The 16,391-nt window shown below is 72.9% G+C and carries 9 protein-coding genes; 6 read left to right on the plus strand and 3 right to left on the minus strand.

All coding sequences use genetic code 11. The features are described 5' to 3' along the window. The first annotated feature begins 228 nt into the window (after window positions 1-228). The 4 genes from UW392_RS30070 (at window position 229) to moeZ (ending at window position 5,803) form a co-directional block, all read left to right on the plus strand. Window positions 229-2,016 (plus strand): DUF3492 domain-containing protein, encoded by a 1,788-nt coding sequence (locus UW392_RS30070; protein WP_320778295.1) that lies wholly within the window; start codon window positions 229-231, stop codon window positions 2,014-2,016. Between the two features lie 140 nt (window positions 2,017-2,156). Continuing rightward, the gene (locus UW392_RS30075) at window positions 2,157-3,260 is read left to right on the plus strand and encodes a hypothetical protein (protein ID WP_320778296.1); all 1,104 of its coding nucleotides are present in this window, start codon (window positions 2,157-2,159) and stop codon (window positions 3,258-3,260) included. 248 nt (window positions 3,261-3,508) lie between these two features. Further along, window positions 3,509-4,468 (plus strand): NAD-dependent epimerase/dehydratase family protein, encoded by a 960-nt coding sequence (locus tag UW392_RS30080; protein ID WP_320778297.1) that lies wholly within the window; start codon window positions 3,509-3,511, stop codon window positions 4,466-4,468. 156 nt (window positions 4,469-4,624) lie between these two features. After that, the gene (gene moeZ / locus UW392_RS30085; RefSeq protein ID WP_320778298.1) at window positions 4,625-5,803 is read left to right on the plus strand and encodes an adenylyltransferase/sulfurtransferase MoeZ; all 1,179 of its coding nucleotides are present in this window, start codon (window positions 4,625-4,627) and stop codon (window positions 5,801-5,803) included. Window positions 5,804-5,961: 158 nt separating this feature from the next. Here moeZ and UW392_RS30090 read toward each other — a convergent pair whose 3' ends face one another. From UW392_RS30090 to UW392_RS30100, 3 genes are all read right to left on the minus strand, one after another. Beyond that, window positions 5,962-7,509 carry an alpha/beta hydrolase gene (locus tag UW392_RS30090; RefSeq protein ID WP_320778299.1) on the minus strand — a complete coding sequence of 516 codons (1,548 nt, stop codon included), beginning with the start codon at window positions 7,507-7,509 and terminating at the stop codon, window positions 5,962-5,964. 139 nt (window positions 7,510-7,648) lie between these two features. After that, the gene (locus UW392_RS30095; protein ID WP_320778300.1) at window positions 7,649-9,196 is read right to left on the minus strand and encodes an alpha/beta hydrolase; all 1,548 of its coding nucleotides are present in this window, start codon (window positions 9,194-9,196) and stop codon (window positions 7,649-7,651) included. A gap of 68 nt (window positions 9,197-9,264) precedes the next feature. Then, the gene (locus UW392_RS30100; protein ID WP_320778301.1) at window positions 9,265-11,997 is read right to left on the minus strand and encodes a lysylphosphatidylglycerol synthase transmembrane domain-containing protein; all 2,733 of its coding nucleotides are present in this window, start codon (window positions 11,995-11,997) and stop codon (window positions 9,265-9,267) included. Window positions 11,998-12,182: 185 nt separating this feature from the next. On the opposite strand from UW392_RS30100, the gene UW392_RS30105 reads away from it, so the two are divergent. Beyond that, entirely contained in the window at window positions 12,183-12,548 is a 366-nt protein-coding gene (locus UW392_RS30105) for an MGMT family protein (protein ID WP_320778302.1), read from the plus strand. Window positions 12,549-12,841: 293 nt separating this feature from the next. Further along, window positions 12,842-16,258: an ATP-dependent DNA helicase gene (locus tag UW392_RS30110; RefSeq protein ID WP_320778303.1), complete on the plus strand. Its 3,417-nt coding sequence runs from the start codon at window positions 12,842-12,844 to the stop codon at window positions 16,256-16,258. Window positions 16,259-16,391: the final 133 nt, after the last annotated feature.

A 16,391-nucleotide genomic window follows, 5' to 3' on the forward strand; every position in this document is an offset into this window, starting at 1 on the left:
TCGGCCAGGATTTCGACGCATCGTGACTGGTCGATCTCCTGGTTGGTCTTCTGGTTGATTCTCTGGCGCAGCGAAACGCCGTCCGCGCAGGAAAGTTACGGCCGTTCACCCCTTCCGGTGGCGCGACGGACAACCGTCCGTCGCGCCACCGTCATGTCCGCATACGTTCGTCCCGCTGCGAGCCGCCGGACCGACGGTGGCTGCCCGAAGGCGATTGGGGGTGCACACGTGCGCATCGGACTGCTTACCGAGGGTGGCTACCCCTATGCGAGTGGTGACGCCAGGCTCTGGTGCGACCGCCTCGTGCGCGGACTCGGGCAGCACGAGTTCGACGTCTACGCGCTCAGCTGCAGCGAGCGGCAGGAGGACGAGGGCTGGGTGCGGCTGCCGCCCCAGGTGAACCGGGTACGGACCGCCCCGCTCTGGACGGCCGTGGACGACGGCGTCGTCCACGGCCGCCGGACGCGACGGCGGTTCACCGAGGCGTACGGGGAACTCACGGCAGCGCTCTGCGCCGGTGGGCAGGCAGGTGGGGCAGACGGGACGGACGAGATCAACGAGGTAGGTGAAGCCACTGAGGCGGACCGTTTCGGCAATGCGCTCCGCGCGCTCGCCGAGCTCGCCCGTGACGAGGGTGGACTCGTCGGCGCGCTGCGTTCGGACGCCGCCGTGCGCACCCTCGAACACGCCTGTCGCGCGCCGGGCGCACTGCGCGCCGCGGGAGTGGCGCGGGTGCCCGATCTGCTCACCGTCACCGCACACCTCGAACGGGCCCTGCGCCCCCTCTCGCTCGACTGGTACGGGACCGACGGACTCGGCGCGGTCGACCTGTGCCACGCGACAGCCGGCGGAGCGGCCGCACTGCCCGGACTGCTGGCCCGCCACTTCTCCGGAGTCCCGCTGCTGGTCACGGAGTACGAGGGGGAACTGCGGGCGCGATACCTCCGGACCGGCGGGACCCCTCCGGTCCGGGCACTGCTCGCCTCCTTCCACAGGCGGCTGGCAGCCGAGACGTACCGGCAGGCGGCCTGTGTCACACCCGGCGGCGCACACGTACGCCGCTGGCAGGAACGCTGCGGCGCGGACCGCGCCCGGATCCGCACCGTTCACCCCGCCGTGGAGGTGTCCCGCCTCGATGACGGGGGCGGCTCCGCGGACCGCGCCGACCCGTACACCCTGGTCCGGGTGGGCCCCATCGCACCCACCGAGGACATGGTCTCCCTCCTGCGCGCCTTCGGGGAGATCCGCCGCAGTGTGCCGAGGGCCCGGCTGCGGATCATCGGGGAACTCGCCGAAGGGCCGGCCGGCGTGGACGGTCTCCGCAGCTGCGAGGCCCTGGCCGGGCAACTGTGCCCCGGCGACGAGACACGGGGCGCGCACGCGGTCGATGACGAGCCGGTGTCGTTCGAGATGATGGGCGGCCCCGGGGTGCCGGGCCTGGCGGGGGCGTGTGCGGCCGGAGCGGTCGTCGTCCTGCCGAGTGCTGCCGAGGGCTTCCCGGCCGACCTCGTGGAGGTCATGTTCCGCGGCCGGGCGACGGTCTCGACCGACACCGGAGCGGTGGCGGAGGTCATCGGTGACACGGGCCTCGTCGTGCCGCCGTGCGAGCCGCGGGCGCTCGCGCGGGCCTGCGTGACCCTGTTGCGCGACCCGGAGCGCCGTGCGCGCCTCGGTGCGGCAGCCCGCGCACGAGCCCTCGAGCTGTTCACCGTCGAGCGGAACACCGCGGCGTTCCGTGACCTCTACCTGGACACCATCTCCCGCTCCCCGGCGCGGCGGGAGGTCCTGGACGAGGCGGGAGAGCCGCTGCTGTTCGGTGTCCCGGCCGAGGCACTCGTCCCCTGGCGGTGGACGCGAAGGCCCAGCCCTCCGACCCCCGTGGTCCCGCGCTGGGCCGTGGCGACGGCCACTCCCTCCCTCCCGGCCACTCCCTCCCTCCTGGCCACTTCCTTCCCCCCGGCCACGGATCGCGGGGCGACGCCGACTGCCCGGCGGACGGGGGAGGCGACGCGATGAACGAGCGAGGACATGCGGAGGACCCGATCGAGGCGGGTTCCGCACGGACGTGGCCGGAGTCCGGTGAGCCGGCCGAACAGAATGCCGTGGACCAGCCGATGGCAGCACCGCGCCGAGCTCCCGGGGAGGCGAGCCGGCCGGTGTCCCCGTCCGAGACCTCACCCCCGCCTGTCGAACCGCCGGACTCCGCCGACCCCGTCAAGGCGCTGATGCACCGCCATCGCGCGCTCTGCGAGCGGGCCGTCGACCCGCTGGAGCTCGCGGCGCGCCTCGAGGCCCAGGGCATGACCGACCGCATCGCCGCCCGTTTCCGACACCGGGACGTGTTCTCGCTCGCCGAGGAGCTGTACGCACGCGTTCCCCGCGCCGAGGGGGCGTCGGCCCCGGAGCGTGAACCGGCGGGACCGCTGTACCCGCGCGCCGGGTGGATCGGCTTCGCCCTGCTGCCCGGTGCCCTGTGCGCGGTGGCCGTGGCCGGCGCGCATCTCACCGAGGGCCGGCCACGCCTCGCGGCCGCCGCGGTGGGCGCCGGCGCCGTCCTCCTCGGCCTGCGGGCCTCTCTCCGACGCGGACCCCTGCACGTCCCGGCCGGCCGGGACGCGGGCGGCGCACGCGCGTGGACCTGCTGGCTGTTCGCCTACGCCTTCTGCGGCGACGGGCTGCTCGCGGCCGCCCTCACCGGCGGGCCGGACGAACCCTGGCCGCTGGCCACCGCACCCGTGCTGGCCCTCACGCTGGCCTGCGCCCCCGCGGCCTGGTGCGCCGCGTTCCTCGCCGTACGCGTCCGCCGCGGACTGGCGGGGAGCCGGAACCTGGCGGAGTTCGCCGACTCCGTACGTCCCCTCCTCCTCGGCCTGATCACCGTCTGGGTGTGTGCCCTGGCCGCGTTGCTGGCCCTGTGCGGAGCGGTGCTGCACGAGCCCGCCGCGTACGCCGCAGCGGGCCCGCTCGGAGCGCTGTTGCTGCTCGCGCGTCTCCTCACGATGCACGGTGGCGCGCGGCTCTCCTCGACCCTCCTCGGTGCGGCGGGGGCGGCCGAGGTCACGGCGCTGGCCACGGTCTTCGCGGGCCGACTGCCGGGCTGCTCGTTCCTGTCCGTCCCCGTGGAGACCGTCGTCGCTGCCTACGGACCGGGCGCCGTACCGGGACTCGCCTGCGGAGCGGCCGCTGCGGTCCTCCTCGTCCACGCCACCCGCACCCTCACCCGGGCCTCGGCCCACGTCCTGCCCGCCGGATCCCCTTGACCCCCGGCGCGCCACCCTCCCCACCACGTCCTGGACCGGTCGGACCCAGGACGCCCTCGGGAACCCGAGTCACGCTCGACCACCCGGGGCACGACCGCCCGGGCGCCGACGACGGGTTCCGGACGCACCGCTCCCGCGGGGCCGACGCCGCGGACCTTTCCCGATGCACGGCATCACCGGCATCACCTGTAAGGAGAACGCCAGATGATCACCTCCCGAACCGGAAAATCCGCCCCGGGAGCCGCCCGATGAGAGTCCTGCTGATCGGAGCCAACGGATATCTCGGCCGTTTCGTCGCCGACCGGCTGCTCGCCGATCCGGCCGTGCAGCTCACCGCGCTGGGCCGGGGTGACGACGCCGACGTACGGTTCGACCTCGCCACCGGAAGCCCCGGCGCGCTCACCCGTTTCCTCGACGCGGTCCACCCCGGAGTCGTGGTCAACTGCGCCGGAGCCACCCGGGGCGGCGCGCGTGAACTCACCCGGCACAACACCGTCGCCGTCGCCACCGTCTGCGAGGCCCTCCGCCGCAGCGGCTGCGGGGCGCGCCTGGTGCAGATCGGCTGTGCCGCCGAGTACGGGCCCAGCCAGCCCGGCTCCTCCACCGCGGAGGACGCCGTGCCGCGCCCCGGCGGCCCGTACGGCGTGAGCAAGCTGGCCGGCACCGAGTTGGTCCTCGGCTCCGGGCTGGACGCCGTCGTGCTGCGCGTGTTCTCGCCCGCCGGTCCCGGCACCCCGGCCGGCTCGCCCCTCGGCCGGCTCGCCGAGGCCATGCGCCGGGCCATGCAGTCCGGCGACGGCGAACTCAAGCTCGGCGGCCTCGGCGTCCAGCGCGACTTCATCGACGTCCGCGACGTCGCCCGCGCCGTGCACGCCGCCTCGCTCTCCGCCGCCCAGGGAGTGATCAACATCGGCTCGGGCCGCGCCGTGCGCCTGCGCGACACCGCCGCCGTCCTCGCCCGGGTCGCCGGCTACGGCGGGGCCCTGCACGAACTCGACGGACCCCCCGGGCACGTCCGGCCCGTCGTCGGACACCCGCGCAACGACCCGGACCACGCGGCACCGCTCGCCTATCCCTATCCGGACGGCTGCGGCAGCTGGCAGCAGGCCGACGTACGCACCGCCCGGGACCGTCTCGGCTGGCGACCCCGCATCAACCTCGAGGAGTCCCTGGCCGACATCTGGATGGAGGCGGCGTGCCGTATCTGACCCGACCGGGGCGGTCGCACCACCCCCCGCGCACCCCTGCCCGGCCACTGGGACGGGCTCGTCTCGCTTGCTGGACCGGGTGTCTCGGAATGAAAAAGGGCGTGGCAGTGTTACCGGGAGAGCAACTGTACTGATTGACGAGTCAACGGAGTCCCCGTGTCGCTGCCACCCCTGGTCGAGCCAGCTGCTGAGCTCACCGTAGACGAGGTCCGCCGGTACTCCCGCCACCTGATCATTCCCGATGTGGGCATGGACGGGCAGAAGCGGCTGAAGAACGCCAAGGTGCTCGCCGTGGGCGCCGGCGGCCTGGGGTCGCCCGCTCTGATGTACCTGGCCGCCGCGGGTGTCGGCACCCTCGGCATCGTGGAGTTCGACGAGGTGGACGAGTCGAACCTGCAGCGCCAGATCATCCACAGTCAGTCCGACATCGGCCGTTCCAAGGCCGAGTCCGCACGGGACTCGGTCAAGGGCATCAACCCGTACGTGAACGTGGTCCTGCACGAGGAGCGGCTCGAGGCCGACAACGTGATGGACATCTTCAGCCAGTACGACCTGATCGTCGACGGCACGGACAACTTCGCCACCCGCTACCTGGTCAACGACGCCTGTGTTCTGCTGAACAAGCCCTACATCTGGGGCTCGATCTACCGCTTCGACGGTCAGGCGTCGGTGTTCTGGTCCGAGCACGGTCCCTGCTACCGCTGCCTCTACCCGGAGCCCCCGCCGCCCGGCATGGTCCCCTCCTGCGCCGAGGGCGGCGTCCTGGGCGTGCTGTGCGCGTCCATCGGCTCCATCCAGGTCAACGAGGCCATCAAGCTCCTGGCCGGCATCGGTGAGCCGCTGGTCGGTCGGCTGATGATCTACGACGCGCTGGAGATGCAGTACCGCCAGGTCAAGGTCCGCAAGGACCCCGACTGCGCGGTCTGCGGCGAGAACCCGACCGTCACCGAGCTCATCGACTACGAGGCCTTCTGCGGCGTCGTCTCCGAGGAGGCCCAGGAGGCGGCGGCCGGCTCCACGATCACTCCGAAGCAGCTCAAGGAGTGGATCGACGACGGCGAGAACATCGAGATCATCGATGTCCGCGAGGTCAACGAGTACGAGATCGTCTCGATCCCGGGCGCCAAGCTGATCCCGAAGAACGAGTTCCTCATGGGCACCGCCCTGGAGACCCTCCCGCAGGACAAGAAGATCGTCTTGCATTGCAAGACGGGTGTCCGCAGTGCGGAAGTCCTCGCCGTACTGAAGTCGGCGGGCTTCTCCGACGCGGTCCACGTCGGCGGCGGCGTGATCGGCTGGGTCAACCAGATCGAGCCGGACAAGCCGGTCTACTAGACCCCGCTCGTCGGTCGTGAAGGGGCTCGGCGCCGTGGGTGCCGGGCCCCTTCCCGCTGTGCGCACGGTCCAGGACAACTGCCGGCCGGGGCGGCTCCGGGCCGTGCGGGACTCTGACGGGGCCGGCCGACGGAGGGTCCGTCCGCCCAGCGGCTCCGCTACGAGCAGACCTTGCCGTCCTGCGGCGCCTTCCCGTCCAGCAGGTAGGTGTCGATCGTGGAGTCCACGCAGTCGCTCCCGCTCCCGTACGCCCCGTGGCCCTCGCCCTCGAAGGTCAGCAGGACCCCGACGCCCTCGCCCAGCTCGTCCGCCATCTTCCGCGCGCCCTCGTACGGCGTCGCCGGGTCCCCGGTGTTGCCCACCACCAGCACGGGTTCCGCTCCCGGCGCGCTCACCTCCGGCGTGTCGAACTGACCGGGCACCGGCCAGTCGTGGCACCAGCCCGCCGTGTCCCAGCCCAGGAACTCCCCGAACACCGGTGAGATCCTCCGGAACTCCGGCAGCACCTTCTTCGTGTCCTCCAGCGTGAGCCGCTGCTTGTCGTCCAGGCACGATATGACCCGTTGCGAATGCGTCTGCGTGCCGTACCGTCCCGAGGCGTTCCGCTCGTTGTACCCGTCGGCGAGGGCGAGCAGCTCCGAGCCGTCCCCCTCCTCTGCGGCGTCGAGCGCGCTGGTCAGCACGGGCCAGCTCTGCTCGCTGTAGAGCGGCAGGACGATCCCGGTGAGCGCCAGCGTCTGGGTGAGCTCGCGCGCGGACGAGGTCGGCAGCGGGTCGGCGTCGATCCGCTCCAGCAGGTTCGCGATCTTCCGCGTGCCCTGCTTCGGGTCCTGTCCGGTCGACTTGAGGTAGTTGTCGAGGGCGCGCTGGAAACCGCGGGCCTGGTTCTTGGCGTGGCCCACGGTGTCGGCGGTCGGATCGACGACCGCGTCCAATACCAGCCGGCCCACCTTCTCGGGGAACAGGTGGGCGTAGACGCCGCCGAGTTCCGTACCGTACGAGATGCCGAAGTAGTGCATCTCGTTGTCGCCGAGGACCTGCCGCATCAGGTCCATGTCGCGTGCCGAGTCGGTCGTCGACACATGGGCCAGGAGTTTGCCCGCGGCCTTCTCGCAGCCCGCCCCGAAGTCCGCAGCGTCCTTGAGGTACGCCGCCTCCTCGGCCGCGTCGTCCGGCGTGGCGTCCACGGTCTCGGCGGCCTGGATGTCCTTGTCGCTGCGGCAGCGCACCCCTTCACTGGCGGCGACCCCGCGCGGGTCCCAGCTCACCAGGTCGTACCGCTCGTGCAGGTCCCCCGCGATGCCGGCGTACGAGGGCATCATGGACACGCCCGAGCCGCCCGGACCGCCGAAGTTGAACAGCAGCGAGCCGATGCGTTCGCCCCCGCTGCCACTCGCCTTCGACCGGATCAGCGCGAGGTCGAGCGTCTCCCCGTCCGGCTTGTTCCAGTCCAGGGGCGCCTTCAGCGTCGCGCACCGCCAGGAGCCGCCGGGTGCGGGGGCGTCGGAGGTGGCCTCGCACTCGCTCCACGCGAGCTTCTGCGAGGTCAGCGAGGCGGGCAGCGGGGTGCCGTCGGACGAGGGCGTGGCCGACGAGGTCCCCTCCCCCTTGTCGTCGTCCGTGCTGTCCGCGGACGAGCCCCCGCCGCAGCCGACCAGCAGTACCGCGGCGGCGGCCAGTCCCGTCCACCGTGCGAATCGCGCCATGTGCACTTCCCCCCTCGCCACGTCGTCCACCGAAGGTCGCGGAGGACGGTCATGCCATCGTATGCGCACGGTCCCGAGGGCCGATGCGACCTGTGGATAACTATCTGACCTGTGCTTTTGCGGGCGCATGGCTTCCGTTTCACGAGCACACGGTGCCTGCTGCGGGTACGTCGTCCCGCAGCAGATAACCGTTCACGGCACCTTGCACGCACGTGTTTCCGCTGTCGTACGCGCCGTGCCCCTGCCCCTTGTAGGTGAGCTCGACTCCGACTCCTTCGCCCAGTGCGCTCGCCATCTTCCGCGCGCCCTCGTACGGCGTGGCGGGGTCGCCGGTGTTGCCGATCACGAGGATCGGTGCCGCGCCGGGTGCGCTGACGTCGGGGTGTTCCGCTGCTCCGGGCACGGCCCAGTCGGTGCAGCCGACCATGCCCCAGGCCAGGTACTCGCCGAAAAGGGGAGACGCTTCCCGGAACCGGGGGAGCCGGGACCGGACGTCCGCGACGGAGTAGCGCGCACTGTCGTCGGCGCAGTTGACGGCGGTGTTCGCCGCGGTCATGTTGCTGTACTCGCCGTTCTCGTCGCGTCCGTTCATCGAGTCGGACAGCAGCATCAGCACGCTGCCGTCACCGTCGTAGGCCTGTTCCAGCCCCTCGGTCAGGTAGCTCCAGAAGTCCTGGGAGTACAGGGCTTGGGCGATCCCGCCGGTCGCGGCGGTCTGGGTGAGCTCACGCGGGAAGGTCCCGGGTATCGGCTCGCTGTCGAGGTCCCTCAGCAGCCGGGCGATCCGCTCCTCGACGTCCTTCACGTCGTCGCCCACCGGGCAGCCGTCCGCCTGCGCGACGCAGTCCTCCGCGTAGTTGTCGAGCGCGAGCTGGAAGCCCTCGGCCTGACCGAGCGACCCCTGCTCGGCGGTCTGCGTCGGGTCGACGACCGCGTCGAACACGGCTCGGCCCACCGTCCCGGGGAACAGGTGGGCGTAGACGCCGCCCAGTTCGGTTCCGTAGGAGATGCCGAAGTAGTGCAGCTCGTCGTCGCCGAGGACCTGCCGCATCAGTTCCATGTCGCGGGCCGTGTCCGTGGTGCGGACGTGCGGCAACGTCCGGCCGGAGTTCTTCTCGCAGGCGGAGTTGAACGCCTTCGTGGCGTCCAGGAGCCGCTTCTGCTCGGCCGTGCTGTCGGGCGTCGTGTCCTGCTGGAAGTACGTGTCGAGTGCGGCGTCGTCCTGGCACCTCACCGGTGCGCTGCGGCCGACTCCGCGGGGGTCGAAGCTCACCAGGTCGTAGCGGGCGCGCAGGTTCTCGTAGTCCTCGGCGAACGAGGGCAGGGCCGTGACGCCGGAGCCACCGGGACCACCGAAGTTGAACACGAGCGAACCGATGCGTTCGTTGCCGGCACCGCTCGACCGGGCCCGGATCAGCGCGATGCCGATCGTCCGGCCGTCCGGCTCGTCCCAGTCGAGCGGCGCTCGCAGCGTGGCGCACTGCCACGTGCCGCCGTCCGGCAGCGGGGATGGTGCCTCGCCGGCGCCCTGGGCCGTGGACGGCGCCGGGCAGTCCTTCCAGCCGAGTCGCTGGGCCGTGAGGTCACCGTCCTCCTCGGTGTCGCCACCACACCCCGCCAGCGGTGTGCACAGCAACAGGACGGTGGTGGTCAGGGCGGCAGCGCGCGGCCGGGGCGGCTTGGGCATGCCCCCATCCTGGGCCCGGCCCCGTGGCCCCGCTCGGGGCGTGGGCCGTGCGGGTGAGGCACACCGCCCTACAACGCGCCCTTGCGTGTCAGATGGTTGAACGCCAGCCAGCCCGGCAGGACGGGCAGCCACAGGGTCAGGAGCCGGTAGAGCAGTACCGCGGGGGCGGCGACCTCCTTGGGGAGGCCGACGGCGATCAGGCCGACGGTGAGGGTGGCCTCGACTGCGCCGACGCCGCCGGGGGTGGGGGCCGCGGAACCGAGGGCGTTGCCGGCGAGGAAGACCACCGCGACACTGGCGAGGCTCAGCGCGGGCATGTCCTCCGGGCCGAACGCCCGGATCGAGGCGTCCAGGCACATCACGAAGCAGAACGTGAGCAGCAGCATGCCACCGATGCCCGTGATCAGTTTCTGCGGCCGTTGCAGCACGTCCAGCATGCGCGGTACGACACCCGCGAACAGTGACCTCACGCGCGTGACGACGAACTTGCGCAGGAACGGCACCGACGTCACCACGAGGACCAGCACCGCCACCGTCAGCAGGCCCGCGATGACCGTGCGGGACGGCGACAGGGAGGGGGTCTTCTCGGTGCCGGTCAGGTAGCCGAACGCCAGCAGCATCAGGATGTGGCAGCCGAGACCGAACAGCTGTGACGCGCCCACGCTCGCCACCGCGAGCCCTGGGCGCACCCCCGCGCGCTGCAGGAAGCGGGTGTTGAGGGCGACACCGCCCACTGCGGCGGGCGCCACGATCTTCACGAACGAGCCGGCGACCTGTGCCGCCACCGTCCGGGGGAAGGGGACCCGCTCCGGGACGAAGCCCAGCAGGCTCATCGCGGCCGCGACGTAGCTGAGCGCCGCGAAGAGCACGGCGGCGGCGACCCAGCCCCACTCGGCGTTCTGGACGAGCGGCCCGAACTCGATGTGCGTGAGCTGCGTCAGCAGGAAGTACGCGCCGATGGCGCCGGCGATGAAGCTGATCAGGGTGCGTGGCCTGACCCGTTCCAGGCGCGCGGGTTCGACCGGTGCCTGGGGCCTGATCAGCAGCACCTGGTGGCGGATCTGGGTGAGCAGGTCCTCCTCACGCGCCTCTTCTATGGCCTCGTCGATCGCCCGCTTCTCGGCCCGCTGCTCGGCGCGTACGGCCTTCTTGCCGGGTTTCGTGAGGTCGGTCGCGGCGTCGGTGCCCTGGGACTCCTGCAGGCGGAGCTGCTTGGCCAGCTGGGAGGCCTCCAGGACCGCCTCGCGCTCGCGTTCCGCCCGCTCCCGGGCCAGTCTGCGCAGTGTCGCGCGGTGGGAGCGGGTGAGCGCGATGGGCTGCAGCATCGGCAGACAGTCCGCCACCGCGTCGGGGCCGAGGACACCGACGGCGGACGCCACGGCACGTTCGGCACCGACGCGCAGTCCGAGCGTGGTCACCAGTTGGGCGATGTCCATCCGCAGCAGCAGGTCACCGGCGGCGATCTCACCACCGCGCAGATCGGTGAGGACCACCGTGCCGGAACGATCCACCACGATCGCGTCCCCGGCCAGCCGGCGGTGCGCGATGCGCCGCGACTGCAGGGCCTTCACCTGGTGCCAGGTCTCCCGCAGCAGGTCGTCGGTGATCTCCTCGTCCGCCAGGGAGTCGAGGGTGCGGCCGCCGGCGTGCTCGTAGACGAGCATCACGGCGTCCGGGCCCAGTTCCGAGGTGGCGATCAGCTTGGGCGCGTTGGCGCCGGCCGCGATGGCCGCGTACGCCAGCAGCGCCTCCTGCTCCAGCGCCTGGCGCAGCGACTGCAGGCTGCGGCGCGTGGCGAAGCCGCGCAGGGCGAGGTTGCGCCACACCCGGTAGAAGAAGCCCTGTGCCTGCTGCTCCCGGTCGACCACCGTGACGTCCAGGGGCGGGCCGTCCTCCAGGGTCACGAAGTACCGCCGGCCCCGGTCGCCGGTCTCGGAGGTGTCCGGCGCCTCCACGCGGGAGGCGCTCACGGGCGTGAAGCCGACACGGCGCAGGCCCGCCATCAGTGTCCGTCCCGTGGGGCGCACATTGGGCGAGCCGACCGCGTACAGCGTCCCGTAGGCGACGGTCCAGCCGATCAGCACGGTGAGGATGATCGAGAACGGCGTCGTGTAGCCGGTGACCAGCATCGAGAACGCGTCGAGGAGCAGCACGATCCACAGCACCGCGCGCCAGCGCGGCCTGCGGGACATGCCCACGGCTGTCATGTACGCGATGACAGGGGCGAGGTAGCCGTGCACCGGATCGGTGAGGGCGTGGATGTCGCCGGGGGAGGGCTGGGTCAGGGCGTCCTGGATGGAGTCAGGGGAGGCGCGCGCGACCCACAGATCGGTGGCGAGCGTCACTCCGTGCGCGAGGACGGCCGCGAGTACCCCGTCGGCGATGCGCAGTCCGTCCCGCTTGATCAGCCGCTCGATCGCGAAGGCGACCGGGACCAGCAGGATCGCGATGCTCGACGCCAGTCCGGCGATCTTGATCAGCAGGTCGGGCGCCTGGCCGGTGCCCTTGTTGATGTCCTGTTCGAGTCCGGATGTGGTGCCATGGGCGAACGCGGCGATCCCCAGCAGCACGACGATCGCGAGCACGCCCACCAGGAGCCGCATGAGGTCGGAGGGTCGGTGCACGCGCGCGGGGAGCAGTGGTTCGTCGCCCTCCACCTCGCCGACGTGTCCCTCGAGCACGACGTCCGGGTCCGGACCGGTCCGGTCGCCGTTCGTCCCGTCCTTGTCCGCGGTGTCCGGGCGCGACGACGCCTCAGAGGTGCCCGCACTGTCTTCCGGGTGCACGCCCTGCCGCCTCATCGTCTCTTCGTGGTCTCGTATCACCAGTCACCGCCCGCACGATGGTGGCATGCCCCGCCGACACACACGGACATCAGGGTGCAATGCGGGGGCGCACAGTCTGCCCCAAGCGGCGCGGGAGGGCGAGGGAAGCGCGGAGCCGCTGCCACGACCCATTGTCGGTGACGTCGGGCAGGATGGGTCGGATGAGCGAGGAAAGCCTTCCGGCGGACGCCCTGCCGGAGTACGCGGAGCGGGTCCTCGACGTCGCCGAGCTGATCCCGCCCGGGCGCGTCATGACGTACGGCGATGTCGCCGAGTGGCTGGGGGAGGGCGGCCCCCGGCAGGTGGGGCGCGTCATGGCGCTCTACGGGGGAGCCGTGCCGTGGTGGCGGGTCGTCCGCGCGGACGGCGTGTTCCTCGCCGGGCACGAGCAGGACCTCCTCGGGCACTACCGGGCCGAGGGCACACCCCTGCGCGAGGCCGGCCGGGCCGCGGAGGGACACCTGCCACGCGTGGACATGAAGCGGGCCCGGTGGGACGGGACCGGACGGGGCGGCCGCCCCACCTGACGCTCCCGTCCCGCGCCGGGCGGGCGGCGACGGCGGCACGTCCTCCCGGATCGCGGTGCCGGAACCGGCCGACCCGGCCCCTGCCCCGTACGAGGGACCCGAGGCACGCCAGCGACATGGCGTACGTTCGAGGGGCGAGGGGCACGCGTGCCGGGAGGGAACAACAGGAAGCTCCGCTTCCGTACCGCCCGCAGGCGTAGCGTCGACTGCGCGCGTCCCTCTCATCCCGCGGCCACCGCCCGCCACCCGCGGCCGGCCGCCGACCAGCACACCCACCAGGACCGGCGAACCACGTGAGCTCCTCTTCCTCCACCCGACGCCTGCCGCACCACTCGGTACGGCAGGGGCCCCGTGGCGCCTATCGACTGGTGCGTACCCCGCCGGCCCGGGCGGCCTCTCCTCGTCTGGACGCAGAGCAGCGTGCCGTGGTTGACCACGACGCCGGCCCGTTGCTCGTCCTCGCGGGTCCCGGCACCGGGAAGACGACCACGCTCGTCGAGTCCGTGGCGGCCCGCATCGCGCGCGGGGCGGACCCGGAGCGCGTCCTGGTACTCACCTTCAGCCGCAAGGCGGCCGTCGAGCTCAGGGACCGCATGGCGCTGCGCATGGGCGCCGCACGCGCTCCGCGGGCGACCACCTTCCACTCCTTCTGCTACGCCCTGGTCCGCGCCCACCAGGACAGCGACCTGTTCGTCGAGCCCCTGCGGCTGCTCTCCGGCCCCGAGCAGGACGTGGCGGTCCGCGAGCTGCTGGCGGGCCAGCCCGGCCTGGAAGACCTCGGGCTCGCCCACGTCCGCTGGCCCGACGAACTGCGTGCCTGCCTCACCACGCGCGGGTTCGCCGACGAGGTCCGCGCGGTGCTGGCCCGCAGCCGTGAACTGGGACTGGGCCCCGGCGCCCTGGACGCCTTCGCCCGGCGCATCGGCCGCCCGGACTGGCGGGCGGCCGCCGCCTTCCTCGCCGAGTACCTCGATGTCCTCGACCTGCAAGGCGTGCTCGACTACGCCGAACTCGTCCACCGCGCGGTCCTCCTCGCCCACCGTCCCCGCGTGGCCGAGGGCCTCGCCGCCCAGTACGACGCGGTGTACGTGGACGAGTACCAGGACACGGACCCGGCCCAGCTCCGGCTGCTCCGGGCGCTGGCCGGAGGCGGTCGCACCCTCGTCGCCTTCGGCGACCCCGACCAGTCCATCTACGCCTTCCGCGGCGCCGACGTGAACGGCATCCTCGACTTCCCGGACGCGTTCCCGCGCGCGGACGGCCGTCCGGCCCCCGTGGAGGTCCTGCGCACGTCCCGCCGCTCCGCCGCCGGCCTGCTCGACGCCACCCGCGCGCTGACGCTGCGCATGCCGCTCACCCGTCTCCCGGCGGAGAAGGTGCGGGCCCACCGTGAGCTGTCACCCGCACGGGACGGCGGGCAGGTGGAGGTCTACACGTACCCGACCCCGGGCACCGAACTCGACAACATCGCCGACATCCTGCGCCGGGCCCATCTGGAGGACGGCGTCCCGTGGCGCGACATGGCCGTCCTGGTGCGGGCGGGTTCCCGCACCATCCCCTCGGTCCGGCGCACGCTCACCGCGGCCGGCGTGCCCCTGGAGATCGACGGCGACGACCTCCCACTGCGGCACGAACCCGCGGTCGCCCCCCTGCTGACGGCACTGCGGGCGGTGGCACGCGCCGAACTGGAGGAGACGGAGGACACGGTCCGGGACCGAACGGACGACACGGCCCGGGACCGCGGGAGCACCGGCCCGGAGGACGGCACCGCCCACGACCGGGACGAGCCCGAGGCGGCGGACGCCACCGCGGACGGACCCCGGCCACGGCCCTCGTGGCTCGACACCGAGACCGCGCTGGACCTCCTCGTCTCCCCCCTCGCGGGCATGGACACCGCCGATCTGCGCCGCCTCGGCCGCGCCCTGCGCGAGGAGGAACGGGCCGCCGGCAACCCCGTACCGCCGCCCTCGGACGAACTGCTGGCCCGCGCGCTGGCCGAACCGGAGCGGCTGATCGCGCACGACCCGGCCTACGCGCGCGGCGCCCAGCGCCTCGGTGAGCTGCTGCGCAGGACCCGCACCCGCCTCGCGGACGGCGGCACGGCCGAGGAAGCGCTGTGGGAGCTGTGGAACGGCACGCCCTGGCCCGGGCGGCTGGCGTGGGCGGCCCGGCGCGGCGGCGCGGCCGGCCGCAACGCGGACCGTGACCTCGACGCCGTGTGCGCCCTCTTCGCGACGGCCGCGCGCGCGGAGGAGCGCACCGGCGGCCGGGGCGCGCTGAACTTCCTGGAGGAGATCGAGGCCGAGGACATCGCCGCCGACACGCTCACCCGGCGCGCCGTGCGCCCCGATGCCGTCCGCCTCATGACCGCCCACCGCTCCAAGGGCCTGGAGTGGCGCCTGGTCGTCGTCGCGGGCGTCCAGGAAGGCCTATGGCCGGACCTGCGCCGCCGCGGCTCGCTGCTGGAGGCCGACCGCATCGGCCGCGACGGCCTCGCCGAACCGCTCACCCCCAAGGCCCTCCTCGCGGAGGAGCGGCGCCTGTTCTACGTGGCCGCCACGCGCGCGCGGGACCGCCTCGTCGTCACCGCGGTCAAGGCCGCGGCCGACGACGGGGACCAGCCCTCCCGCTTCCTCACCGAACTGGGTGTCGAGCCCCAGGACGTCACCGGCCGCCCCCGCAGGCCGCTCGCCGTCGCCGCGCTCGTCGCCGAACTGCGCGCCACGACCGTCGACCCGCGCGCCTCCGACGCACTCCGGCAGGCCGCCGCCCGCCGCCTGGCCCGGCTCGCCGCGCTCGGCGACGAGGACGGCCGCCCGCTGGTGCCCGCGGCCCACCCCTACCGCTGGTGGGGCATGTTCGAGCCCACCGAGAGCAAGGTGCCCCTGAGGGACCGCGACCAGCCCGTCGTGCTCTCCGGCAGCGCCCTCGACCAGCTCGCCAACACCTGCGCCCTGCAGTGGTTCCTCGGCCGCGAGGTGAAGGCCGACGCGCCCGCGACCGCCGCCCAGGGCTTCGGGAACGTCGTGCACGTCCTCGCCGACGAGGTCGCCTCCGGCCGCACCCCCGCCGACCTCGACGTCCTCATGGAACGCCTCGACTCCGTGTGGAACGCGCTCGCCTTCGACGCCCCCTGGAAGTCGGACCAGGAGAAGGAGCACGCGCGCGTGGCGCTCGAGCGCTTCCTGCAGTGGCACGTCATGGACCGCACCGGGCGCACGCCGGTGGCCAGCGAGCACGAGTTCGACGTGACGCTGGCGGCGGCGGGCGCGTACGAGGTACGCATCCGCGGTTCCATGGACCGCGTCGAGGCGGACGGTGAGGGCCGCGCCTACGTGGTCGACTTCAAGACGGGCAAGCAGGCGCCCAGCTCCGCCGAGGTGACCCGCCACCCCCAGCTGGCCGTGTACCAGCTCGCCGTCCGCGAGGGCGCCGTCGACGACGCCTTCGACGGCGCCCGGCCCGAGCCGGGCGGCGCCGAGCTCGTCCAGCTGCGGCAGGGAGCCGCCAAGCGGGACGGCGGGGACACCCTGCCCAAGGTGCAGGCACAGGAGCCCCTGGAAGGGGAGTGGGTCGGGGAACTGCTGGCCACCGCCGCCGGCAAGGTCCTCGACGAACGGTTCTCCCCGACCACGGGCCAGCACTGCGCGCACTGCGCCTTCCGGGCGTCCTGCAGCGCCCGCCCCGAGGGCCGCCACGTGGTCGAGTGACGCCCGTCACGGACCGTCGCGCCGCCCTCCGCAAGGGACCGGTCCGGGGCCTCCGTAACCTCCGTGACCGAGAACACCACCCGTGCTGACCTGCGCTTCTCCCGGCCCGGACGACGATCCGGCACCCACTGTC

This window comes from Streptomyces sp. CRN 30 (assembly GCF_034105845.1).